The sequence below is a fragment of the Arthrobacter sp. ZGTC212 genome (genome assembly GCF_002929255.1).
GTDB classification, from domain to species: Bacteria; Actinomycetota; Actinomycetes; order Actinomycetales; family Micrococcaceae; genus Arthrobacter_B; species Arthrobacter_B sunyaminii.
Window position 1 is genome coordinate 155,250 of record NZ_PJIJ01000001.1, and the last position, 20,795, is coordinate 176,044.

Here is a 20,795-nt window from a genome sequence, read left to right on the forward strand (position 1 = left end):
TTACCGGGATGGGCCCGCAATTTCCAGTATTTGTGAGCCTGCTGAGCAGATTACGCCAACGGCGTTCCGGAGCCACTGCTCAGCGTCGGAAGAACTGTGTACGTTGGGAAAATGACTGAGTCACAGCGGGTTTTGGTAACAGGCGCCACGGGCTACATTGGCGGGCGGCTGGTGCCGCTGCTCCTGCAGGACGGCCACAAGGTGCGGGTCCTGGTGCGTTCCCCGGACAAACTGCACGACGTTCCGTGGCACGATGACGTCGAGATCATCCAGGGTGACCTCGCGGACAAGGATTCCGTCGCCGAGGCCATGCAGGGCATCGATACCGTCTACTTCCTGGTGCATTCCATGGCCTCGGGCAAGGGCTTCGCCAGCCAGGAGGAACGGATCGCGCACATTGTTGCGGACGCCGCGGCCGAGGCGGGGGTGCAGCGGATCGTGTATCTGGGCGGACTGCATCCGGAAGGTGAGCTGTCCCCGCACATGCGCTCCCGCACCGAGGTGGGACGGATCCTCCTTGAGGGCAAGGTTCCCGCGGTTGTCTACCAGGCCGGCGTGGTGATCGGTTCCGGTTCGGCGTCGTTTGAAATGATCCGGCACCTGACCGAAACCCTGCCGGTCATGCCGGCGCCCAGCTGGGTGCGGCGGAAAATCGAACCCATCGCCATCCGCGACGTCCTGCACTATCTGGTCCGCGCCGTCGACCTCCCCGCCGATGTGAACCGCACCTTCGATATCGGCTCCCGCGAGGTCCTGACCTATGCGGAGATCATGAACGGCTACGCGGAAGAGGCCGGCCTGCCTCGGCGGCGGATCTATGCCCTGCCGCTGCCCGCGCCGCGGCTCGCCGGCATGTGGGTGGCCCTGGTGACCCCGATTCCGCGGTCCATGTCGCTGCCGCTGGTGGAATCCCTGCAGCACGACGCCGTGTCCAAGGAACACGACATTGACCAGTTTGTGGCGGAGCCCAACGGCGGCCGCACCGGGTACCAGGAAGCGGTTAAGCGGGCGCTGGGCAAGGAAAAGCGCGGCGAGGTGGAAACCACATGGGCCAGCGCGTCGCCGTCGGCCGATGATGCGTCCTCACCGCTGCCGACTGACCCGAACTGGGCCGGGCAGACGGTCTATGTGGACTCCCGGCAGCGCCGTTCCTCGGTGGCTCCCGAGCATGTGTGGAAGGTGATTGAGGGAATCGGCGGCAAGAACGGCTGGTATTCGCTGCCGATGGCCTGGGCTATCCGCGGCGTGCTGGACAAGACCGTGGGCGGCGCCGGTCTGACCCGCGGCCGCCGCAATCCCACCACCCTGTTCACCGGGGACGTGGTGGACTGGTGGCGGGTGGAACTGCTGGAGCGCGGCAGCCTGCTGCGGCTGCGCGCCGAGATGCGGGTGCCGGGCAAGGCCTGGCTGGAACTGCGGGTGGATCCCGACGGCGGCGGCAGCCTGTACCGGCAGCGCGCCATTTACTTTCCCAAGGGACTGGCCGGGAAACTCTACTGGTGGCTCATTGCCCCGTTCCACGGCCTGATCTTCCCGTCCATGGCCAAGAACATCATCAAGAACGCGTCCAAGCTCGCCCAGGAAAGCTGAGTCAGCCCTCCACGCGCAGCCCGATGTTGGCGGCCAGCAGCGGGGCCAGCATCATCAGCTGCCCGTCATCGATCGTGGCGCCGTGCAGTCCGGCCAGGTGCGTGATGGACCGCAGCTGTGTGCTGCGCAGGTCCACGTCCTGCAGCACCGCTCCAGTGAGGCTCAGGGCGCCGATCCGGCAGTCGCGGAAGGCCATCCGGGTGGCGTGGACGCCGTCCAGGTCCAGTTCCTCGATGGTGCAGCCGGTGAACAGGACGTCGGTGAGCCTGGAGTTGCGCAGGTTCACATAATCCAGTTTGCCGCCGTCCACGTGCACGGAGTTCCAGCCGTTGTCATACAGTTCCGCCGATCCAAGCCGGCTGCCCTCCAGGACCACGTCGCGGAAGGTGGCCCGCGGAGCACGGAACACCGGTGCATACAGGCCGGAGGACCGGCATTCCAGGAACCGGGCGCCGCGCAGCGCGGTGTCCGTCATGGACACCGCACTGAATTCGCACTCCAAAAAGGTGCTGCCCTGCAGATCCGTGCCGTCGAAGGACTCCCCGTCAAAACGCAGGCCTTCAAAGGTGCCGGCGTCTTCCGGCGCCGGTGCTTCTTCAAGACCCTGCAGCGAAACGGGGTCCACAGCAGGTTGCTTCGTTTTTCCGGATCCGGATTTGCGGACGGGCGAGCGCCGGCCTGCCGGAGCCACGCCTACTTGCGCCGGCCGAAGATGAAGTAGGACAGCGGGCCGATGAAGTTCACGGCGCAGGCTGCGGACCACAGCGCCCGGGAACCGCGGACTTCGGAAGCGGGCCGGCGCCAGATGTCCGCCAGTGCCAGGCCGGCGAGAGCAAACTGCACGGTGGCGGAAACGCCCACCAGCTTCTTCTGCCGGCTGGTGAGGTCCTTGAGGGATTTCTTCGTGGCCATGGTGTTCCCGTTTCAGTTGATGATGGGTATTCCTCCCATCTTTCCAGCAAACCCGGCTGCAGCCACGGGCCGCCCTGGGCCCGCGTGTCCTGTCGACCGGGAAGCCGTGCTCACAACGCGGAGTGGGACCCCAGGCGGTGGTAGGTGCGGTTGTGATAGACCAGCGGGGCGTCAGGTTCGCCGGAGGCAAGAATGTTCAGGACCTCCGCAGTCACCAGCACAGAGGATCCGACGGCGGTGCGGCTCAGGACGCGGGCACGCAGGGCATGTGGTGCATCCATGAGAAGCGGCTCGCCGGTGGGCAGATTCTCCCAGGCCAGCTCCGGGGTGAACCTGTCCGTTCCGGGCCGGGAAAACAGAGAGGCCAGTGGAGCGTTGCGTGCCCCCAGAAGATGCACCACCACGGTGTCAGCGGCGGCAATGACACCGGCTGATCCCTGAGCTGACGCCAGTGAGAAGACCAGAATGGGCGGGTCTGCGGAGACGGAGGACACGGACGAAGCAGTCAATCCGACCGGCCCGGCGTCGCCATACGCGGTAATAACGGCAACTCCGGCCGGATGGGCGCGGAAGGCGTCCTTGAAATGGTCTGTCAGCATGAGTCAACGCTAGAACCTCAACTATGGTTGAGGTCAAATCGGCGGCCGGTACGCGCCGTCGGGCCGCCCGCTAAAACTCGAAGGCGCGGGCGCCGGTTCCCCGGTCGGCTGACGCATCGTCTGGATTGACGAAGCGGCACTCGGCCAGCGAGAGGCAGCCACACCCGATGCATCCGCCGAGCCGGTCCCGCAGCGCCTCGAGGGAATGGATCCGCGCGTCCAGGTCCTGGCGCCAGGCAGAGGACAGCCGCTGCCAGTCACTCTGGTCCGGCACGGCGTCCTTGGGCAGTTCATCCAGTGCCCGTGCAATGGCGGACAGCGGAATGCCTGCACGCTGCGCCGCGCGGATGACTGCCACCCGGCGCAGGACCGAGCGGTCGAATCGGCGCTGGTTCCCCGCGGTTCGGCGGCTGCTGATCAGCCCCTGCCGCTCATAGAAGTGCAGGGCTGAAACACTCACCCCGCTGCGTTCAGCCATCTGGCCCACCGTCAGTTCGGACCGCCCTGCTGCTTCCCCGCCGGTTGATGCTTCCCTGCCCACAGCCGCTCCCTCCGTTGCGGGTTCCATTATCCGCCCTGGTCTGGCGGTCCGCACCCGGAGGTGTGAGAGTGGCGCTCTGACCATGTGCCAACGCCAACCACAAAGAGGCCAACTTGTTCCCCGCAGCTCCTGATGCCGCAGGCACCCTGGTTTTCCTGCAGGGCACCGGCAATCCTGATCCTGTCCCCGCCGAAACCATTCGCTGGATGCTTGCCCGGGATCCGGCGCTGGAAGGCTATGCGGTCCTGGATGTTGCGTGGGCAGCCGGTGCCGCCCCGGACATCAGCGTGGTTTCCGCGCTCCCGCCGCGTTACCAGCCGGCAACGGCCGCGACCCCGACGGAACTCACCTCAGCGGAACGCGGGTTGGCCTTGGCCGGGTTGGATCTTCTCAATGCTCCGCCGCTCCACCGCCTCCCGGACACCGCCGCAGCCGAACTCCAAACCGGAACAGAGGAGAACAACGTTGCCGCAGTCAACGCCGCGGAAGAAAACCTGCTGGGCAGCAGCCTGGAGCGGCTAACCCTGAACCTGATCACCGACGTCGCAATCCGCCGCCGCGTGCCGCTGACAGATGCAGCATCGGATTTTTCCCGCAGCATCATCTACTACCTGCGCCGGGGCGCCGAGGCCCGCACCGCCGTCACGCATGCCCTCCGGATGGCGAACCAGGACGCCCCCGTGGTCCTCTTCGGCCACAGCCTCGGCGGGGTGGCCGCCGTGGACCTGGTCTCCGATCCCGGGTGGAAAGCTGAAGGCATTCGGCTGGACCTGCTCGTCACCGCCGGTTCCCAAAGTCCCTGGCTCTATCTGCTGGGCGGACTCGCACATTTGGCCCCGGGCGGACCGGGTACGCTGCCGGCACCCTGGCTCAACTTTTGGGATGAACGTGATCTGCTGTCCTTCTGCAGCGAACGGGTCTTTGCCGGACGCGGTGACCGGATCATCGATCAGGAAGTCCAGTCCGGAGAGCCGTTTCCCGGTTCGCACAGTGCCTATTTTGCCAATCCCGACGTATACCGGGCCATCGGAACCGAATTAAAGCTGGGCTGAGCGCTCCGCGGCACTCTGGTCGAGGCCCCCGGGTTGGTGTTCACTGGGAGACATGAGAGCCATTTGGAAGGGTGCCATAGCCTTTGGGCTGGTCAATGTGCCGGTGAAGGTTTATGCCGCCACCGAGAACCACGACGTCAGCCTGCACCAGGTCCATGAGAAGGACGGCGGACGCATCCGCTACCAGCGCCGCTGCGAAATCTGCGGCGAGGTAGTGGAATACAAGGACATTGCCAAGGCGTACGACGACGGCGAGCAAACGGTGGTTCTCAGCGATGAGGAACTGGCTTCCCTGCCGGTGGAGAAGAGCCGGGAGATCGACGTCGTCGAATTTGTGCCCAGCGAGCAGGTGGACCCCATCCTCTTCGACAAGACGTACTATTTGGAGCCCGATTCGAAATCAACCAAGTCGTACGTGCTGCTGCGCCGGACCCTGGAGGACACTGACCGCACGGCCATCGTGCAGTTTTCGCTCCGGCAAAAGAGCAGGCTCGGCGCGCTGCGGGTCCGCGGCGACGTGCTGACCCTGCAAACCCTGCTCTGGGAGGACGAAGTCCGGGAAGCTGCCTTTCCGTCCCTGGATGAGAAGGTCCGGATCAGTGCCAAGGAACTGGAGATGTCTTCAACCCTGGTGGAGTCCTTCAGCTCGGACTTCAACCCGGCCGAGTTCACTGACGACTATCAGGAGCAGCTGAAAACGCTGATCGAAGCAAAGCTGGAAAAGGGCGAAGCCTTGGATACCGAAGAGACTTTCGGGACCGAAACCGAAGAGGACGGCGGAAAAGTTCTGGACCTTATGGAAGCCCTGCGGCGCAGCGTGGAAAAAAACCGCGACAAGAAATCATCCGGGTCAGGGTCCAAGCCCTCAGGTTCCGGAACGCGTTCCTCTACCCGCACCCAAAAAGATGACGCCAAGCCTGCGGAAAAGAAACCCGCACGCAAGGCTCCGGCCAAAACCAGGAAGGGTGCCTAAACCATGGCGCTGACAAACTTTTTCCGGGACCGCAACGGACGCATCCGAATTGTCGAGGTCCCCAATCTTCCCGTCCTCGCGTGGGCAGGTCTCGGCGCGGCATCCATGATGGCCCTGACACCGAAGTATCAGCAAGTTCTGGGGTCCCTCAGCAAAGTTTCCCTGATCCTCTGGGCATCGCTGGAGGCAGCACGGGGGAACAGTCCGTTCCGCCGCACACTGGGCATGGCCGCCCTGGCCCGCGAGGTCCTGCCCCGCCGCTAACGGGTGGCTCGGCTGTGGGTTCTTGCCGGGGCTATTGCCGGTAACCTTCCACTTCCCCCACCGGCCGCACCGTCGCGTCGTCCGGGTTTTCCCCGGCGTCCAGACGGGCGCGGCGCTGCCGCAGCAGGTCCCAGCACTGGTCCAGCTGCTCTTCAAGCCGGCGCAGCTGCTCCAGCCGATCTTCGGGGTGATCGTCGGCCTGGGAATCCCGCAGCCCCTGTTCCTTCTCCACGAGTGCTGAAATGCGGTGCTGAATTTCGGTAACGTCCATGTCCCTACGCTAACCATCCGGCCGACCGGTGACCATAACGTTGGGGAGGATAGACATCACGGGCGCACTGCAGATGCCCGGCGAGGGGAGCGTCAGCGCGGGAGCAGCTGCCTCAGGAACCGGGAAAACCCGTCGGGGGCACGGCCGTCCCTGCGACCGGAGGTAACAACCCGGGTTTGGTCGGTGGCAATCCACGGTGTGCCCGTGTCCTTGATCCGGGCCACCAGATCCACATCCTCATGGGCGGCCAGCGCGGCAAACCCGCCCGCACGGAGATACGCCGTCAGGGAGAACCCCAGATTCGCGCCGTGGATGTAGGGGTGCCCCTCGGCCAGAACATGCTGTCCCTGCCACTCCGCCAGCTCCGCAGCACTGAGATCCGCCGCAGCGGGAACCACGGTGCCCAGGACCAGGCCGTAGCCAACGGCGGCAAGCCGATACTGTCGGATGAGCCAGTCCGGCCGAACCACCGTGTCGGCGTCGGTGGAGGAAATCCAGAGTCCGGACCGCTGCGGAAGGGCGGCAATGCCGGCTGCCCGGGCAGCGCCGACCAGGCCGAAGGAACCGGCCACCATCCTCAGGTCCAGCTCCGAAGCCCACCGGAACTGCAGCCCGGCCACCACATCCGCAGATCCGTCCGTGCAGGAATCGAGCACCACCGTGACTGAAGCCCCGATGCCGCACTGTTCCGCCGCCGCGCGCATGGCAGCACCCACCGATGCCAGGGACTCGGGCAGGAGCTGCTCTTCGTTGCGGGCCGGAATCACAACGGCCAAATGTTCGGGTGCGGGCATCCGCTAAGGCGCCTCAGTGCGGGCCAGCACGTCAATTCGGAAGTCCTGCTCTCGGTGTTCCGCGATGATCTGCAGGCCGCTCCGTGCCCGGAAAGCTTCGTGGACCTGGTCGCCGGTCAGCTCCCAGCCCTCGTTTGGATGGCGCCAGTGACACAGCAGGACCACGCCGTCGTCCGTCAGGGATTCACTGGTGCGCTCGATGAGTTCCTCGAGCGCACTGTGCTGGAGGAAATACCCGATCTCCGAAACAACCACCAGGTCATAGCGGCCCGGGGGCCAGTCTTCCGGCACGGTCCCCTGTTCCAGGCGCACGTGGCCGGCCGATGCCAGCCGCTGCCGGGCCAGTTCGAGTGCACGGTCGCTGATGTCCGTCGCCAGCACGGCATCAGCGCGGCCCGCCAGGTCCCGGGTGAAAACCCCGATGGAACAGCCGGGTTCAAAAACCGCTGAGAAATGCGGGCGCGGAAGCATGGCCAGACACAGCGCGCGTTTGCGGTGCTCGTAGAAACTGTCCTCAAAGTGCCAGGGATCAGAGCTGCTCTGATACAGATCCTCAAAGACTTCGCGGGGCGGACGCGGGGTGGACAGCGCAAACGACTCAAAGCTGCGTTCAAAGTGGGCCAGCACGGAAGGGCTGAGCAGCGCTTCGTCTCCCGGTGCCGGCGAGAGGGGCCGCACCTGGGTGACATGCGCGTCCATCGCCCGTTTCTTGGCGGCGGCAGCGTCACCGAGAGGCAGCAGCACCAGGTTTTCCGGGACATCTCCCGGCTGGCCCCAATGCCACAGCCATATCGGATATTCCAGCAGCGGAAGGCCCATGGTTCGGGCAAGGGCGGCCGCCGCCTGCCCGGCGGTGTCATGGTCGGTGTGTCCGTCGCTGCGCCAGGGCGCGGCCAGAACCGTGCTTTCCTTAGCGGCGGAGCCCACGATGGCAGCCAGCGCGGCGTCGAGTTCGCTCCGGTGCCGGGCCAGTCCGCCGTCGGGCAGGTCCAGGAAGTGCACGGTGGCCTCGGGTGCCAGAAGTGCGACGGCGTCGCGCAGTTCAACCCGCCGGACGCGTGCCAGCTGCTCGGCAGAGAAAGTGGGAGAGTCCGGATGGGAAGCCTCGCCGGCCGTTGCCACCACCACGTCGACGGCGATACCGCGGGCAGCCGTCAGCGCGATGAGTCCGCCGGTTCCGAGGGTTTCATCATCCGGATGGGCGGCCAGGACCACGAGCCGGCCGGTTCCGTGCGGCCAGAGCCGGGCCGGGTCAAGGTGGCTGCGGCCTTCAACCGCTGAAAGCCACCGGGCTTCGGGGACGGAGTCGTCCAGGTGGCTGAAGCTCACCACGGGATCTCCCCGCCCTGCAGCAACGACCGGCCCAGGGCGGCGTAGTCGCGCTCCGCGTGGTGCTGGCGAAGGTAAATCCGAAGGTCTGCGGTGCGCCGGGCGTGATCTTCTTCCAGCGCCAGCGGCCCAGGACCCAGTCCGTGGTCCGCCAGCATGAGGACCTCTTCCGCGGCATCGGCCACGATGCCCCGGACCCGCTGCGCCAGCATGGCGCCGTCGCGACCGGCAGCGTCACCGGCGTCGACCCGGGCGGCGGCGTCGTCCAGTACGGCTCGGGCTGCCTGCAGCCGGGCGTCAGCCTTGCCGAGCAGCGAATGGGCAATCTGGTCCGGTTCGCGTTCCGCGGCAGCCCGGAACATGCGCCGGGCCACTGCTGCTGCTCCCCCGTACCAGCAGGCCGCCACTCCCATTCCGCCCCAGGCAAAGCCGGGCCGCTCGAGGTACCAGTTGTCTGCACCCACGGGGCGGGCGGATGCACGCTGGAAATCCACCGGTCCGCTGTCGACATCGGCCAGTCCCCGGCTCACCCATGTTTCCGGCACGGGTGTAACTGCCGGTTGACGCAGGTCCACGGCGAAAGCGCGACGGCGGCCGTTGCCGGTGTGGGCGGTAACCACAGCGTGGTCGAGGCGGGCTGCGAGGGAACACCAGGGCTTGCGCCCGGACAGCTCCCATCCATCCGGGCCAGGGGTAGCCGTGACGGCCATGCCGGGCCCTTCGGCGGCAAATACTCCCCAGGTTCCGGGCTCAGCGCTGATTCCGGCCTGGTCCAGGATGGCCAGGGCATCCAGGTGCGGCTCTATTGACCGGGCAGCCGTGAGGTCGGCTGCAGCAACGGTGGCGAGGATGGACCACAGTGTTTTGGTCCGCCCCTGACCAGGGAACGGGGCAGCTACTGCAATGTCGCGGGCCAGACGCAGCCCGGCGTCGGCGCTGCCGTGGACTGCCGACGCTTTTCGGGCGAGGTCCGGAAGGTCCGGCACCTCCTGTGATCCGAAAGCCTGCTCGGCTGCGGGGTTGGCTGTGATGTCCACCGTTTCCTTACTCCCAGGAACGGTTTCCAGCCTGTCCATGGTGCGTTGTAGAGGTTTGTCCCCAGTCTGCCAGTTTCAGGAACGGGATTCCTCTTCTTCGCCCCGGGTGAACGTTCCCGAACGGCTAGGCCGGAGAGGTACGCCCAGGAACGGAACGTGAGCCGAACAGCAGGCCCAGTCCCACCATGGCGACCCCCAGGATCAGGTGGAGCCAGTTGTCCGCAGAGTTCACGGGAACAAAATTCCCTTCGGAGTGGTGCGGCACGATGAGTCCGTAAAGGAACAGCAGAAGATAGACGATGCCGCCGCCAATGAGGTAGATCCGGGCCAGTTTGTTGGTTCGGGCCATGATCAGTCCGAGAAACCCGAACAGCAGGTGGACGATGTTGTGCAGTATGGACACTTGGAAAACACCCAGAAGCAGTGCTTCGGATTCAAACCCTGAAAGATAAAGGACGTCGTAGTTGGAGGTGATTCCGGGAACGAAGCCCAGAACACCGATCAGGATGAAGATAATGCCGAAATACCAGGAGGCTCGCTGTGCATTGGTGCGGCGGAGTGACCTGCCGCGGATGGGATAGGACATTGGAAACTCCTTTTATGCCTTGGCGACATGTGTTGCCGGCCGCGGCCGGCTAGTGCTCAACGCGTATCCCCCGGAGCGAATAATTCCTCAACTGTTGCACAATCACCAGATCATGGGAAGCATGCTTAGCATCCTGAACTGACCGGCACCGAAAGGGCTCACCCATCATGGTTTTCGCTCCTCGCACCGCAATCGTCACCGGCTCCGACTCCGGAATCGGCAGGGCCACCGCGGTGGCCCTCGCAGCAGCAGGAATGGATGTGGGCATCACCTGGCACACCGATGAGCAGGGGGCCAGGGAGACATCGGAGGAAGTGCGCGCCCTCGGCCGAAAGTCGGTCACAGCACGGCTGGACACCACGGACCTTCCGGGTTGCGGGCAGGTCATTGACCACCTTGCGGCGGAGCTGGGATCACTGGACGTGTTCGTCAACAACGCCGGCACCGGGGACGGCAAACCTTTCCTCGAGCTGGACTTTCCCACCTGGATGGACACCCTGAACACCAACCTCAACGGAGCCTTTGTCTGCCTGCAGCACGCCGCCAAAAAAATGGTGGCATCAGGCCGGGAAGGGCGCCTGATCGCCGTGACCAGCGTTCATGAAACCCAGCCGCGGGTGGGCTCGGCAGCCTACACGGCATCCAAGCACGGGCTGGGCGGCCTCATGAAGGTCATGGCCCTTGAACTTGGCCGGTACGGGATCACCGTAAACTCGGTGGCTCCCGGCGAAATCGCCACCCCCATGACGGACCAGCATGACGAGGACCCGCACCGGGTGGAGCGTCCCGGCATACCACTGGGCAGGCCCGGCGACGCCCGCGAGATCGCCGCCGTTGTCGCCTTTCTTGCCTCCCCGGCCGCCAGCTACGTCACCGGTGCCTCCTGGCCCGTTGACGGCGGGATGCTGCAGATGGGGCCGCAGGGCGGCTCGCACATTGTCTCCGCCGACTGGATGGAGGCCTGACCATGGAAAGTCTCTGGCTGTCCACTGCCCCGCCCGTCCCCTCCGACCCGTTTATTCCCTCTGCGGAATATGATGTCGTGGTGGCCGGAGCCGGCCTGACCGGACTTGCGGCTGCGTTGCTGCTGGCCCGCCGCGGCCAGAAGGTTGCGGTGCTGGAGGCCCGGCAGGTTGGAGCGGTGACCTCGGGGAACACCACGGCAAAGGTCTCCCTGCTCCAAGGTGTTCAGCTGTCCACCATCGCCTCCCACCAAGGAGCCGACGCCGTCCGCGACTATGTGAACGCCAACCGGGCAGGCCAGGACTGGCTGCTCCGTTTCTGCCGCGATCATGGGGTGGACCACGACATCCGCACCGCCTACACCTATGCCCTCAGCGAGAAGGGCCGGCAGAGCTTGGAGGCTGAGTTTTCAGCCGCCACAGCGGCCGGCTTGTCACCGCAGATGACACTGGAAACCGAACTGCCGTTTGAAGTCTCCGGAGCCCTGGAACTGCCCGGACAGGCACAGATCCATCCCTTGCAGGCGCTGGCAGCACTGGCTGCGGAACTGCGGGCGGCGGGAGGGACCCTGGTCCAGGGGATCCGGGTCACCGGAGCAGGCAAGGCGGCGGACAATCGGGTCCGCGTCCTGACTCCCTCCGGTTCCGTGTCAGCACGCCATCTGGTGCTGGCCACCGGAATACCAATCCTGGACCGCGGCGGTTATTTCGCGAGACTCCTGCCGCTGCGTTCCTACGCAATGGCCCATCCGATCCGCGGAGCGGTGCCGCAGGGAATGTACTTGTCCGTTGACTCCCCCTCACGGTCCCTGCGTACGGCCCGTGTCGGCGGAACGGATTACCTCATTTCCGGCGGGAACGGCCACGCCGTCGGACGCCATCCGCATCCGCAGTCGCTGGTGGAGGACCTGTCACGGTGGACCACACATCATTTTGCGGTGGAGGATCCCACTTATGCGTGGTCCGCCCAAGACTATGAGCCCGCCTCCGGAGTGCCCTATGTGGGGCAGGTTCCTTTGGGTGACGGCAGCATTTTCGCGGCGACCGGTTTCAACAAATGGGGCATGACCAACGCAGTGGCCGCCGCCCTTGCACTGAGCCAGGCCATTGCCCCTGCGGCGGAGGGCGACGGGGCTCTTAACTGGTACCAGCCGAAACTTTCCTCCCGCGATGTTCTTACCGCCGTGCGGGACAACGCCGAAGTGGGGCTTGAAATGCTGGCCGGCTGGGCGTCATCGCTGGCCGGGGCGGACGAATCCGCCCCGCCCGAGGGCCAGGGAAAGGTTGTGCGCAAGAATCTGCGGCCTGTGGGTATCTGCACCGTGGACGGCGAAATATCCAGGGTCTCTGCGGTTTGCCCGCATCTGGGCGGCGTGCTTGCCTGGAACGACGCCGAGGCATCCTGGGACTGCCCGCTGCACGGTTCACGGTTTGCAGCGGACGGCAAGCTGCTGGAAGGCCCAGCGGTCCGGGGGCTGGACCGCGGCTGATCCGCCAACCCCCGGACGGTGAAACTAGAGCCCTGCCCGCGGACCGCCTGATTCCGGATCGTCCATGGCGGGATCCGCCTCAGGCGCCGCTGCCAGGGGAGAGGTCGAGGTGACAGGTGCATCGGGCGCCGTGGGAGGGGCGTCGACGTTGCCCCGCCAGGAACCTGTGGCAGCACCCTGAGACTCAATAAATTCCTTGAAAGCCTTCAGATCTGACTTGACCTGCCGGTCATCTGCTCCGACCACGGAGCCCACTTTCTCAATGAAGGTTTCCGGATCCCAGTCCAGCTGAACGGTCACCCGGGTTTCCTCGTCTCCAAGCCGGTGAAAGGTCACCACCCCGGCGTGTGTGGTTCCGTCCGTGCTCTTCCAAGCGACCCGCTCGTCCGGATGCTGTTCGGTGATTTTCGTGTCGAAAACCCGCTCCACTCCGCCGATCTTCGTTACCCAATGGTTGTTGGTTTCCGAAGTCTGGGTAATGGATTCCACTCCGCTCATAAACTGGGGAAATGATTCAAACTGGGTCCACTGGTTGTACGCCGTGGACACGGGAACTGCAACGTCAATGGACTCTTCTACGGTGGTCATGGAGGTCCCTACGGTAGGCGGATCGTGCCGGTTGGAAGCGAAAATTCCGCTTCGGGCCCTTCACGCTACCGAACGGACACACCGACTTCAAGGAGAAGGTAAGCTTACTTAGGTTGGCGGCTGCGGCCGGGGCTCCACACCGGAAACCCGGGAGAACACAGCCGTCCTTCGTCAACAGATTTCGTCAACATTGGAGGAAACGTGAAGGCATCCAAAGAACTGACCACCAATCTGCAGGCCGTCCTCGTAGACCTCATTGAGCTGCACCTGCAGGGCAAGCAGGCACACTGGAACGTTGTGGGCAAGAACTTCCGCGACCTTCACCTGCAGCTCGATGAAATCATCGAAGACGCCCGGCTCTTCGCAGATGAACTGGCCGAGCGCATGCGCGCGCTGGGAGCCATCCCCGACGGCCGGAGTGTTGCAGTGGCCGAAGGCACCTCGCTTGCCCCGTTCCCCGCAGGTCTCGTGGACACCAAGGACACCGTCACCCTGACGGTCGCCATGCTGAACGCGGCCGTGGGCACCATGCGTGAGGTGCACGACCAGGTGGACGAGGAAGACCCCACCACCGCTGACATCCTGCACGGCTTCATCGGCAAGCTCGAGCAGTACGCCTGGATGGTTAATGCGGAAAACGTCCTGCCCACTGCCAAAGTGGTTACCCCCGAAGACGCAAATACCCAGCCGACCGTCTAGCACCGGCACCCCGGCGGCCGGCTCTTCCCTCCGGGAGGATCCGGCCGCTGCTGTTTGCCGCGCCGTTCCCCGCACGAACGCCGAGCCCGGGCAGGCTTAGGCCACTGCCGTCCGGACCTCCTCCAGCAGCTCCGCCATCTGCTTCATCGCCTCATCCGCGTCGCCGACGGCCACTGCCCCGGCCACAAGCTCGTGGCCCCGCAGAGCCACCTCGCGCGGATGATTGGGCATGCGGCCCTGGTGTGTGCGCCCGGTGAGGACTTCCGCGACCACCTCGTCAAGGGAAGCGAACATTTCGTTTCCGCTGGAGCGCAGCAACAGGGTGTGGAAGGCAATGTCGGCGGCGAGAAACTCTTCCAGCTCGCCCGCTTCCCCCAGCACCCGCATGCGTGCCGCCAGTTCCACCAGCGCGGACCGCTCCGTTTCCCCGGCATGCCGGGCAGCGCCGGCGGCCGCCATGGGCTCCACCGCCACCCGCAGTTCCGTCAGTGTCCGGAACTGGCCGTCCCTGCCCGGGCCGCTCAAACGCCAGCGGATAATGCGCGAATCAAAAACATTCCAGTGGGACGGGTCTTGGACCACGATGCCAATGCGGCGTTTGGAATACACCAGATTCATGGACTCGAGGATCCGCATACAGTCCCGCACCACGGTCCGCGAGACACCAAATTCCTCCTGCAGCCCCTCCAGGGTCAGCCGGTCTCCGGGTTGAAGCGTTCCGGCCACGACATCCGCTCCGATGGCATCGATTATGGCCCCGTTCAGGACCGCTGCCGCCGCCCGCGGAGGCTCCCTGATGTCCACGCTGTTCCCCTGACTTTCAAACGTGCAATGTTGATTCGGTTTTCCGAACCGGGTTCCGCAATGCCAATAAGGCGTGTCCTTCAACGGCAGTGACCCGAAATCTGCGCTGAACAAGCCTAACGTGAGCATTGGTGTTATCAATCACTTATATGGTGATACCTTTGTCCTGCAGATCACTTCGGAGGGGGCCAGCCCGCTTCCGGCGACAACGGCGTCCAAGGAGAAATATGAGCCCCGCCCCGCAGCACCTGGTCATTATGGGTGTGTCCGGTTCAGGCAAGACCACCATCTCCACTCTCCTTTCGGAGCATTTGGGCTGGATTGCGGCTGAAGCGGACGAATTCCATTCCGAAGCCAACATTGCCAAGATGGCGTCCGGCACCCCCCTGACCGACGAGGACCGCTGGCCCTGGCTGGATTCCATCCGGAACTGGATGGACACCCAGGCAGAAAACGGACGGTCCACCATCGTCACCTGTTCCGCGCTGAAGCGTGCGTACCGGGACGTCCTGGCCTCCGCTTCCGGACAGCTGCACTTTGTCCACCTCAACGGCGACGCCGAGGTACTGCGTGAGCGAATGAAGACCCGCAGCGGCCATTTCATGCCCGCGTCGCTGCTGCCTTCCCAGATCAACACCCTGGAACCGCTGTCCGAGGACGAACCCGGGATTGTCATCGACATCCTCCACTCACCTGCAGAGATCGCAGCAGACATCCTCGACAGGCTTGACCTGCCCGCGAACTGACCTCGCCTCCCCCTCCCCGCTCCGGCACATTTGCGCCGCAGCCACTTCCAACAGTCACTCATTTAGTAACGGAGCTAAACCCATGACAATTGAAGGCTGGTCCCAAACCCTCGGTGCGGGCCCCCTCCTCCTGATCGCCGGCGGAGCCATTGCGCTGCTGCTGTTCCTGATTCTGAAGCTGCGCCTGCACGCCTTCGTGTCCCTGATCCTGGTCAGCCTGCTGACTGCTTTTGCCACCGGAATCCCCACCGGCAGCGTTGTCACCGTCCTGACCGGCAGCTTCGGATCAACACTGGCAACAGTCGCCCTGCTCGTGGGCCTGGGCGCCATGCTGGGCCGGCTGGTGGAAACCAGCGGCGGCGCCAAGGTGCTGGCCGACACCATGATCCGGATCTTCGGCGAGAAGCGCGCTCCCTTTGCTCTGGGCGTCGCCTCACTGATTTTCGGCTTCCCGATCTTCTTTGACGCCGGCCTTGTGGTCATGCTCCCCGTGATCTTCTCGGTGGCACGGCGGCTCGGCGGCGGCGTACTCCGCTACGGCCTGCCCGCAGCCGGCGCCTTCTCTGTCATGCACGTCTTTGTACCCCCGCACCCCGGCCCCGTCACCGCCTCCGGGTTCTTTGAAGCCAACATCGGCGCCGTCCTGATCCTCGGCCTCATTATTGCCCTGCCCACCTGGTACCTCACCTCCTACCTGTTCGGCCTCTGGGCCGGCAAAAAGTTCGTCCTGCCGGTGCCTGCCGTGCTCGGTGAGATCGACGACGACGAGATCAAGAACCCGCCGAAGTTCGGCACCGTGGTGGCCGTGCTGCTGCTGCCCCTGATCCTTATCTTCCTGAACACCGGACTGAACACCCTGGCCTCGGCCGGAGTAGTCTCCGCCGAAGCCGCCGAGCAGTCCTGGTTCGCGTTCCTGCGCACCCTGGGCGAAACGCCGGTGGCACTGCTCATCTCCCTCCTCGTGGCCTGCGTGGTCCTGGGCACCCGGCGCGGCGAATCCAAGACCGCCATCGAAAAGGTACTCGAATCAGCTCTGGGCCCGGTCTGCTCGGTCATCCTGATCACCGGCGCCGGCGGCATGTTCGGCGGCGTCCTGCGCACCTCCGGCATCGGTGCCGCACTGGGCGATGTCCTCAGCGACCTCGGTGTCCCGCTGATCCTGGCCGGCTTCCTTATCGCCGCAATCCTCCGCATCGCCCAGGGCTCGGCCACGGTCGCCCTGACCACTGCAGCCGCCCTGATTGCTCCCGGCGTGCTGGAATCCGGCTACAACACCGTCCAGACCGCGGCCATGGTCGTGGCCGTTGCCGCCGGCTCCGTGGTGGTCAGCCACGTCAACGACTCCGGTTTCTGGCTGGTGGGGCGCTTCATGGGCATGGATGTGAAAACCACGTTGAAGACGTGGACCGTGCTGGAAACGCTGATCGGCATCATGGGCTTCGCCCTGGCAGCGCTGGCCTTCGGACTAGCTTCGCTGGCCTAACCGGCGAAACGACGACGACGGCGGGGCACCTTCGCGGGTGCCCCGCCGTCGTCGTTCCCCGAGGGCTCTTGATGCCCCTGTGCCTGGAGTGTCAGTGGTGCATGAAAACATGAGAAGTTACGAAAGTTTTCGGTGCTTCACACCGCCCTAGGGAAGGACCCCACGCACCATGATGGGTGGTCATCACGCAGCATCCGGCGCCGCAGCCTGGATTGCCGTCGCTTCAACCGCACCGCACGCCCTCGGCTGGTATCCGGTTACGCCGCTGGGCGTGGTCACGGGCGCACTGCTTACCGCCGGTGCCGCCCTGCTTCCGGATTTGGATCACCACAGCGGAACCATTGCCCATTCCCTGCCGCCGGTCACGAAGATCCTGGCCCGGATCACTGAACAGATCAGCGGCGGGCACCGGCGCGGCACGCACTCCCTGCTGGGCCTTGCCGTGTTCGTGGCCCTGTCCACCGCGCTGGGCAAGGTCACCGCCGACGTGCCGTTGTTCGGATCGGTGGCGGTGGGTGCGGGCCTGCTGTCGGTGCTGCTCATGGGCTTTGCCCTGAAAGCGCTAAAAATTGCGGGCGGTCCTGCCCGCAGCTGGCTGCTGGCACTGTCCTTGTCCGCCTTCATCGCCGTCTACGCGCCGGAAAACAATGACTGGCTGCCCGTCGCCGTCGGACTGGGTGTCGCCGTGCACATCCTCGGGGACCTGCTGACCCATCAGGGTGTCATGATTCTGTGGCCGCTGCGGATCAAGCGCCCACGCTCTCTGGCCGGCATCCCCGTGCTCAACAAGCTCTGGCGGAGCAGCGGCTGCATGTCACTGCCCCTGATCGGCGCCGCCGGGTCCTGGCGGGAATGGGCCCTGATGGTTCCGGTGACCGTGTACGCCATGTACGGAGTGGTCCACGCCGCCTTCTTTGCCCTGGCCCAGTGGGCATCTGCGTAAAACACCGGACCGGGCCAACAGCCTTCCGTTAGAATAGTTCGCCCCTGTGAACGATAATGGAGGTTGTGGAACTAGCCCTGTTAGCTGTCATCGGCGTGGCTCTCATAGTCACTGTCGCCGCCTTCTCCAAGCGCCTGGGCATTGCCGCGCCCTTGATCCTGGTGGTGGTCGGGCTGGGATTGTCCTATCTCCCGGGGCTGCCCACGTTTACGGTGCCGCATGACGTCATCCTGATGGGTGTGCTGCCCCCGCTGCTCTACGCGGCAGCGGTCAACGTTCCGGTGGTGGATTTCCGGCGCAACTTCGGTGCCATTTCCAGCCTGTCGGTGTTTTTGGTCCTGTTCTCCGCCTTCGCGACAGGGTTGCTGCTGTACATTCTGCTGCCGAATCTAAACTTTGCCGCCGCCGTCGCGCTGGGTGCCGTGGTCAGTCCGCCGGACGCCGTAGCCGCCACTTCAATCGGCAAGAAACTCGGCCTGCCGCCGCGGCTGGTAACGGTTTTGGAAGGCGAGGGACTCGTCAATGACGCCACCGCGCTGGTTCTGCTGCGCTCCGCTATCGCGGCCAGCGCCGGTGGCTTGGCCAGCGTCTGGGACGGTGTCGCGGACTTTGGCTTTGCCGTGGTGGCCGCCGTCGTCGTGGGCCTGCTGGTGGGATTCGTTACGGTGTTCATCCGTTCCAAGCTCCATGATCCCGTGCTGGACACCGCTATTTCCTTTGTGGTTCCTTTCCTTGCCTTCATTCCCGCGGAGGAGCTCGGCGCTTCCGGCGTTCTGGCCGTGGTGGTGGCCGGGCTGTACACGGGCCACCGCGCGGGAGCAGCTTTCAGCGCACAGGCCCGGATCAATGACAGCGTCAATTGGCACACGGTCCAGTTCCTGCTGGAAAACGGCGTTTTCCTGCTGATGGGACTCGAGATCCGCTTTCTGGTTGAAAACGTCGATCCCGCGCTGCTGACCGTCCGGGAAGCGGTAATGATCGGCTTGGCTGTCACCGCGCTGCTGATCGTGATTCGCTTCGCGTGGATGGGCCCCCTCATCCTGTTCCTGCGCGCCAAGGTCGGATACCAGGAGCGCCGCACCAGCCGCTTCCGGACGGCACTGGACAGAATGTCGGCAAGAGGACTGGCCGACGCCCGCACCCAGCGCCGCCATACCCGCGGCGAAGAACTGTACCGAAGGCGTCAAGCGGACATCGCCCAACTCCGCAGCGAAGGACTGGACTGGCGCGGCGGCGTCGTCATCGGCTGGTCCGGAATGCGCGGCGTAGTAACTCTGGCCGCCGCGCAGTCCCTGCCGGAAGCCACTCCCTATCGGGAACAGCTAGTCCTCATCGCCTTCACCGTGGCCGTGGTGACCCTGCTGCTGCAGGGCGGGACCCTGCCCTGGGTTATCCAAATGCTGGGTGTCCGCGGACGCAACGCCGCGGAGGACCAGCGGGATCTGGCCACCTTACTGGACCAGATCAGCGACGCGGGCCTTAAGGTTCTGGAAGACCCGGCCAAATGCCTGGACCAGGATACAGACGTGGACCCGGACGTGGTGGAACGGGTGCGCCAGAGCACCTTCCTGCGCAGCGAACTCGCGTGGGAACGCGTCAAGGCGCTGGGCATCGGCACTTCACCCACCCCCCAGCTGCAGTACCGTGAACTTCGCCGTGCCGTTGTAGACGCGGAGCGGAACGCGCTGCTGCAGGCCCGCCGGGAGGGACACTTCCCCTCGCGTACCCTCGCAGATGCCCAGCGGCTGCTGGATCTGGAGGAATCCCGGCTCAGGCCGCGGCTGGGTGAGCACTAACGGCCTGAGCGCCGGGGTGCGGTCCGGGCTAATCCTGGTGGAGTTGAATATAGTTTCCGCAGCCGTCGTCGAACACGGCCTGGGTTCCCATGGCATCCGTGGACGGAGGCCCGGTGAACCGGACTCCCAATGCACTGAGGCGCTCCATTTCGGCCTGGACATCATCAACGCCCAGCACCACCGCGGGCAGTCCCATGTCGTAGACGCCGGTGCGGTAGGCCTCAGCGACGGGATGGTCACTGGGCTCCAGAAGCAGACCGGGCCCGTCAGTAATATTAGGCGCCTGGACGATGAAGAGGTTGTACTCCGGCAGCACCATCAGCGGCTCAAAGCCCAGGGTGCCGGTGTAGAAGTCAAAAGCGGCGGCCGGATCAATCACGTGGATACTGCTCATCTTTACGCGCATGGGCGAAAGAATACTCCCGGCGTTGCCGCCGGAGCGGCAGAAACCAAAAACAGGTACCGGTTTCCCCTAACGGCTCCGGCGCGTCCGGCCGCCCTTGGTGCCGCTGCCCTTCTTCGCCGTGCCGCCCCTGGCCGCGGCTCCGCCCTTGGCGCCGGTGCGTCCGGCAGACTTCGACGCCGGTTTCCCGCCGGATCCCGGCTTCTCCCCGCTCCGGCTCTGCCGTTCCTTGGTGCGCTGCCGGGCGGTGGTTTTTTGCTCTTCCTGGACTGAGGGCTGGCGTGAGCTGTTCGCCGTGCGCCCGCGAACAATCCCCACAAACTCCTCAATACCGGGATCTTGGGCATCTTCAAGCCACGCAACGGCAATCTTCGTGGCCGGGACGCCGCTGAGCGGCCGCGCAACAACGTCGCGGCGCGAATACAGCTTCGCAACGGACATCGGCAGGATCAAAAGGCCGGCACCCGAGGCCACTACTTCCATTCCGACGTCGGTGCTCCCCATATCCCGCAGGTCCAGCAGGTTCTCACCGGCCAGATCTGCCAGATCCAGCTCATCAAAGGCAGCAACGGCCGAATCCTTCGCCGCAGCCACCACCGGCCGCTCCTCGTAAAGGGCAATCACGCTCAGGTCCGCGGGCCGGACAAACCCCTGCTCCGGTACCCGCACAAACACCACATCCGCTTCACCGGCGCGCAGTGCGTCAAAGACCGTGTCCTCACCGCATTGATAGGAGACCAGTTCACGGTCGTGGCGCTCGGTCCACCGCCCAATCCATTTTCCGGGCGTCACACCGGGCACGTAGGCCACAGTCAGCGGACGAGCCGGGCGGGTTTGGCGGGGGTAAGCATCTTCAGGCACCTTTTCAGGTTAGCCCAGCCTGGTCCTCCTTCTTTCCCGCAGGCTGCACTCCCCCGTGAACTTCCCGTGCAC

General features: G+C 64.9%; 23 protein-coding genes and 1 pseudogene. 11 read left to right on the plus strand and 13 right to left on the minus strand.

Annotation, left to right across the window (positions count from 1 at the left end):
• The first annotated feature begins 111 nt into the window (after nucleotides 1-111).
• Nucleotides 112-1,590, plus strand: coding sequence for an SDR family oxidoreductase (locus CXQ89_RS00805; protein ID WP_104159984.1), 1,479 nt, complete (start codon nucleotides 112-114; stop codon nucleotides 1,588-1,590).
• A gap of 1 nt (nucleotide 1,591) precedes the next feature.
• On the opposite strand, the gene CXQ89_RS00810 is transcribed toward CXQ89_RS00805, so the two are convergent.
• The 4 genes from CXQ89_RS00810 to soxR all read right to left on the minus strand — a co-directional run bounded on the left by CXQ89_RS00810 (nucleotide 1,592) and on the right by soxR (nucleotide 3,669).
• Nucleotides 1,592-2,215 (minus strand): pentapeptide repeat-containing protein, encoded by a 624-nt coding sequence (locus CXQ89_RS00810; protein WP_258059762.1) that lies wholly within the window; start codon nucleotides 2,213-2,215, stop codon nucleotides 1,592-1,594.
• 68 nt (nucleotides 2,216-2,283) lie between these two features.
• On the minus strand, nucleotides 2,284-2,502 hold the full coding sequence (locus CXQ89_RS00815; protein ID WP_104159986.1) for a PLD nuclease N-terminal domain-containing protein: 219 nt from the start codon (nucleotides 2,500-2,502) through the stop codon (nucleotides 2,284-2,286).
• Between the two features lie 110 nt (nucleotides 2,503-2,612).
• Nucleotides 2,613-3,101, minus strand: coding sequence for a flavin reductase family protein (locus tag CXQ89_RS00820; protein ID WP_104053512.1), 489 nt, complete (start codon nucleotides 3,099-3,101; stop codon nucleotides 2,613-2,615).
• A 70-nt stretch (nucleotides 3,102-3,171) separates the two neighbouring features.
• Entirely contained in the window at nucleotides 3,172-3,669 is a 498-nt protein-coding gene (gene soxR / locus CXQ89_RS00825; protein WP_104053511.1) for a redox-sensitive transcriptional activator SoxR, read from the minus strand.
• 86 nt (nucleotides 3,670-3,755) lie between these two features.
• Here soxR and CXQ89_RS00830 point away from each other — a divergent pair, with 86 nt between their 5' ends.
• Genes CXQ89_RS00830 through CXQ89_RS00840 form a run of 3 tightly spaced genes read left to right on the plus strand, consistent with a single transcriptional unit; the run spans nucleotide 3,756 to nucleotide 5,931 of the window.
• A complete protein-coding gene (locus CXQ89_RS00830) occupies nucleotides 3,756-4,694 on the plus strand; it encodes a hypothetical protein (protein WP_104159987.1) in 939 nt (312 codons plus the stop codon).
• 52 nt (nucleotides 4,695-4,746) lie between these two features.
• Nucleotides 4,747-5,667 (plus strand): Ku protein, encoded by a 921-nt coding sequence (locus tag CXQ89_RS00835; protein ID WP_104159988.1) that lies wholly within the window; start codon nucleotides 4,747-4,749, stop codon nucleotides 5,665-5,667.
• Between the two features lie 3 nt (nucleotides 5,668-5,670).
• The gene (locus tag CXQ89_RS00840; RefSeq protein ID WP_104053508.1) at nucleotides 5,671-5,931 is read left to right on the plus strand and encodes a hypothetical protein; all 261 of its coding nucleotides are present in this window, start codon (nucleotides 5,671-5,673) and stop codon (nucleotides 5,929-5,931) included.
• 31 nt (nucleotides 5,932-5,962) lie between these two features.
• Here the strand turns inward: CXQ89_RS00840 and CXQ89_RS00845 are convergent, their stop codons facing one another.
• From CXQ89_RS00845 to CXQ89_RS00865, 5 genes are all read right to left on the minus strand, one after another.
• Nucleotides 5,963-6,202: a DUF2630 family protein gene (locus tag CXQ89_RS00845; protein WP_104159989.1), complete on the minus strand. Its 240-nt coding sequence runs from the start codon at nucleotides 6,200-6,202 to the stop codon at nucleotides 5,963-5,965.
• A 92-nt stretch (nucleotides 6,203-6,294) separates the two neighbouring features.
• The gene (locus tag CXQ89_RS00850) at nucleotides 6,295-6,996 is read right to left on the minus strand and encodes a glycosyltransferase family 2 protein (protein WP_104159990.1); all 702 of its coding nucleotides are present in this window, start codon (nucleotides 6,994-6,996) and stop codon (nucleotides 6,295-6,297) included.
• A gap of 3 nt (nucleotides 6,997-6,999) precedes the next feature.
• Nucleotides 7,000-8,325, minus strand: coding sequence for a PIG-L family deacetylase (locus CXQ89_RS00855; RefSeq protein WP_258059763.1), 1,326 nt, complete (start codon nucleotides 8,323-8,325; stop codon nucleotides 7,000-7,002).
• Nucleotides 8,322-9,362 (minus strand): acyl-CoA dehydrogenase, encoded by a 1,041-nt coding sequence (locus tag CXQ89_RS00860; protein ID WP_104159992.1) that lies wholly within the window; start codon nucleotides 9,360-9,362, stop codon nucleotides 8,322-8,324. The genes CXQ89_RS00855 and CXQ89_RS00860 overlap by 4 nt, the downstream gene beginning before the upstream one ends.
• 124 nt (nucleotides 9,363-9,486) lie before the next feature.
• A complete protein-coding gene (locus CXQ89_RS00865; protein WP_104053503.1) occupies nucleotides 9,487-9,948 on the minus strand; it encodes a DUF4383 domain-containing protein in 462 nt (153 codons plus the stop codon).
• A 167-nt stretch (nucleotides 9,949-10,115) separates the two neighbouring features.
• Between CXQ89_RS00865 and CXQ89_RS00870 the strand changes: the two genes are divergently transcribed.
• The gene (locus CXQ89_RS00870; RefSeq protein ID WP_104159993.1) at nucleotides 10,116-10,913 is read left to right on the plus strand and encodes an SDR family oxidoreductase; all 798 of its coding nucleotides are present in this window, start codon (nucleotides 10,116-10,118) and stop codon (nucleotides 10,911-10,913) included.
• Between the two features lie 2 nt (nucleotides 10,914-10,915).
• On the plus strand, nucleotides 10,916-12,400 hold the full coding sequence (locus tag CXQ89_RS00875; RefSeq protein ID WP_104159994.1) for an FAD-dependent oxidoreductase: 1,485 nt from the start codon (nucleotides 10,916-10,918) through the stop codon (nucleotides 12,398-12,400).
• A 138-nt stretch (nucleotides 12,401-12,538) separates the two neighbouring features.
• Here CXQ89_RS00875 and CXQ89_RS00880 read toward each other — a convergent pair.
• A pseudogene (locus CXQ89_RS00880) lies at nucleotides 12,539-12,988 on the minus strand (SRPBCC family protein); the annotation flags it as partial.
• A 201-nt stretch (nucleotides 12,989-13,189) separates the two neighbouring features.
• On the opposite strand from CXQ89_RS00880, the gene CXQ89_RS00885 reads away from it, so the two are divergent.
• Nucleotides 13,190-13,687, plus strand: coding sequence for a Dps family protein (locus CXQ89_RS00885; RefSeq protein WP_104053499.1), 498 nt, complete (start codon nucleotides 13,190-13,192; stop codon nucleotides 13,685-13,687).
• Nucleotides 13,688-13,783: 96 nt separating this feature from the next.
• On the opposite strand, the gene CXQ89_RS00890 is transcribed toward CXQ89_RS00885, so the two are convergent.
• On the minus strand, nucleotides 13,784-14,491 hold the full coding sequence (locus tag CXQ89_RS00890; protein ID WP_258059765.1) for a FadR/GntR family transcriptional regulator: 708 nt from the start codon (nucleotides 14,489-14,491) through the stop codon (nucleotides 13,784-13,786).
• 227 nt (nucleotides 14,492-14,718) lie between these two features.
• Here CXQ89_RS00890 and CXQ89_RS00895 point away from each other — a divergent pair, with 227 nt between their 5' ends.
• From CXQ89_RS00895 to CXQ89_RS00910, 4 genes are all read left to right on the plus strand, one after another.
• Complete coding sequence (locus CXQ89_RS00895) at nucleotides 14,719-15,237, plus strand: gluconokinase (RefSeq protein ID WP_104053498.1); 519 nt, start codon at nucleotides 14,719-14,721, stop codon at nucleotides 15,235-15,237.
• A gap of 82 nt (nucleotides 15,238-15,319) precedes the next feature.
• A complete protein-coding gene (locus tag CXQ89_RS00900; protein ID WP_104053497.1) occupies nucleotides 15,320-16,720 on the plus strand; it encodes a GntP family permease in 1,401 nt (466 codons plus the stop codon).
• Nucleotides 16,721-16,889: 169 nt separating this feature from the next.
• Nucleotides 16,890-17,663 carry a metal-dependent hydrolase gene (locus CXQ89_RS00905; protein ID WP_181032187.1) on the plus strand — a complete coding sequence of 258 codons (774 nt, stop codon included), beginning with the start codon at nucleotides 16,890-16,892 and terminating at the stop codon, nucleotides 17,661-17,663.
• A 56-nt stretch (nucleotides 17,664-17,719) separates the two neighbouring features.
• Nucleotides 17,720-19,459: a sodium:proton antiporter gene (locus tag CXQ89_RS00910; RefSeq protein ID WP_237685537.1), complete on the plus strand. Its 1,740-nt coding sequence runs from the start codon at nucleotides 17,720-17,722 to the stop codon at nucleotides 19,457-19,459.
• Nucleotides 19,460-19,487: 28 nt separating this feature from the next.
• On the opposite strand, the gene CXQ89_RS00915 is transcribed toward CXQ89_RS00910, so the two are convergent.
• Both CXQ89_RS00915 and CXQ89_RS00920 read right to left on the minus strand, forming a co-directional pair.
• The gene (locus CXQ89_RS00915; protein WP_104159996.1) at nucleotides 19,488-19,865 is read right to left on the minus strand and encodes a VOC family protein; all 378 of its coding nucleotides are present in this window, start codon (nucleotides 19,863-19,865) and stop codon (nucleotides 19,488-19,490) included.
• Between the two features lie 66 nt (nucleotides 19,866-19,931).
• Complete coding sequence (locus CXQ89_RS00920) at nucleotides 19,932-20,723, minus strand: LysR substrate-binding domain-containing protein (protein ID WP_104159997.1); 792 nt, start codon at nucleotides 20,721-20,723, stop codon at nucleotides 19,932-19,934.
• Nucleotides 20,724-20,795: the final 72 nt, after the last annotated feature.

Coding starts and splice junctions, on each gene's coding strand:
- CXQ89_RS00905 (WP_181032187.1), top strand. CDS start 16,890: ATGATGGGTGGTCATCACGCAGCATCCGGCGCCGCAGCCTGGATTGCC.
- CXQ89_RS00815 (WP_104159986.1), bottom strand. CDS start 2,502: ATGGCCACGAAGAAATCCCTCAAGGACCTCACCAGCCGGCAGAAGAAG.
- CXQ89_RS00840 (WP_104053508.1), top strand. CDS start 5,671: ATGGCGCTGACAAACTTTTTCCGGGACCGCAACGGACGCATCCGAATT.
- CXQ89_RS00805 (WP_104159984.1), top strand. CDS start 112: ATGACTGAGTCACAGCGGGTTTTGGTAACAGGCGCCACGGGCTACATT.
- CXQ89_RS00870 (WP_104159993.1), top strand. CDS start 10,116: ATGGTTTTCGCTCCTCGCACCGCAATCGTCACCGGCTCCGACTCCGGA.
- CXQ89_RS00895 (WP_104053498.1), top strand. CDS start 14,719: ATGAGCCCCGCCCCGCAGCACCTGGTCATTATGGGTGTGTCCGGTTCA.
- CXQ89_RS00910 (WP_237685537.1), top strand. CDS start 17,720: ATGGAGGTTGTGGAACTAGCCCTGTTAGCTGTCATCGGCGTGGCTCTC.
- CXQ89_RS00900 (WP_104053497.1), top strand. CDS start 15,320: ATGACAATTGAAGGCTGGTCCCAAACCCTCGGTGCGGGCCCCCTCCTC.
- soxR (WP_104053511.1), bottom strand. CDS start 3,669: ATGGAACCCGCAACGGAGGGAGCGGCTGTGGGCAGGGAAGCATCAACC.
- CXQ89_RS00820 (WP_104053512.1), bottom strand. CDS start 3,101: ATGCTGACAGACCATTTCAAGGACGCCTTCCGCGCCCATCCGGCCGGA.
- CXQ89_RS00850 (WP_104159990.1), bottom strand. CDS start 6,996: ATGCCCGCACCCGAACATTTGGCCGTTGTGATTCCGGCCCGCAACGAA.
- CXQ89_RS00845 (WP_104159989.1), bottom strand. CDS start 6,202: ATGGACGTTACCGAAATTCAGCACCGCATTTCAGCACTCGTGGAGAAG.
- CXQ89_RS00835 (WP_104159988.1), top strand. CDS start 4,747: ATGAGAGCCATTTGGAAGGGTGCCATAGCCTTTGGGCTGGTCAATGTG.
- CXQ89_RS00915 (WP_104159996.1), bottom strand. CDS start 19,865: ATGCGCGTAAAGATGAGCAGTATCCACGTGATTGATCCGGCCGCCGCT.
- CXQ89_RS00875 (WP_104159994.1), top strand. CDS start 10,916: ATGGAAAGTCTCTGGCTGTCCACTGCCCCGCCCGTCCCCTCCGACCCG.
- CXQ89_RS00865 (WP_104053503.1), bottom strand. CDS start 9,948: ATGTCCTATCCCATCCGCGGCAGGTCACTCCGCCGCACCAATGCACAG.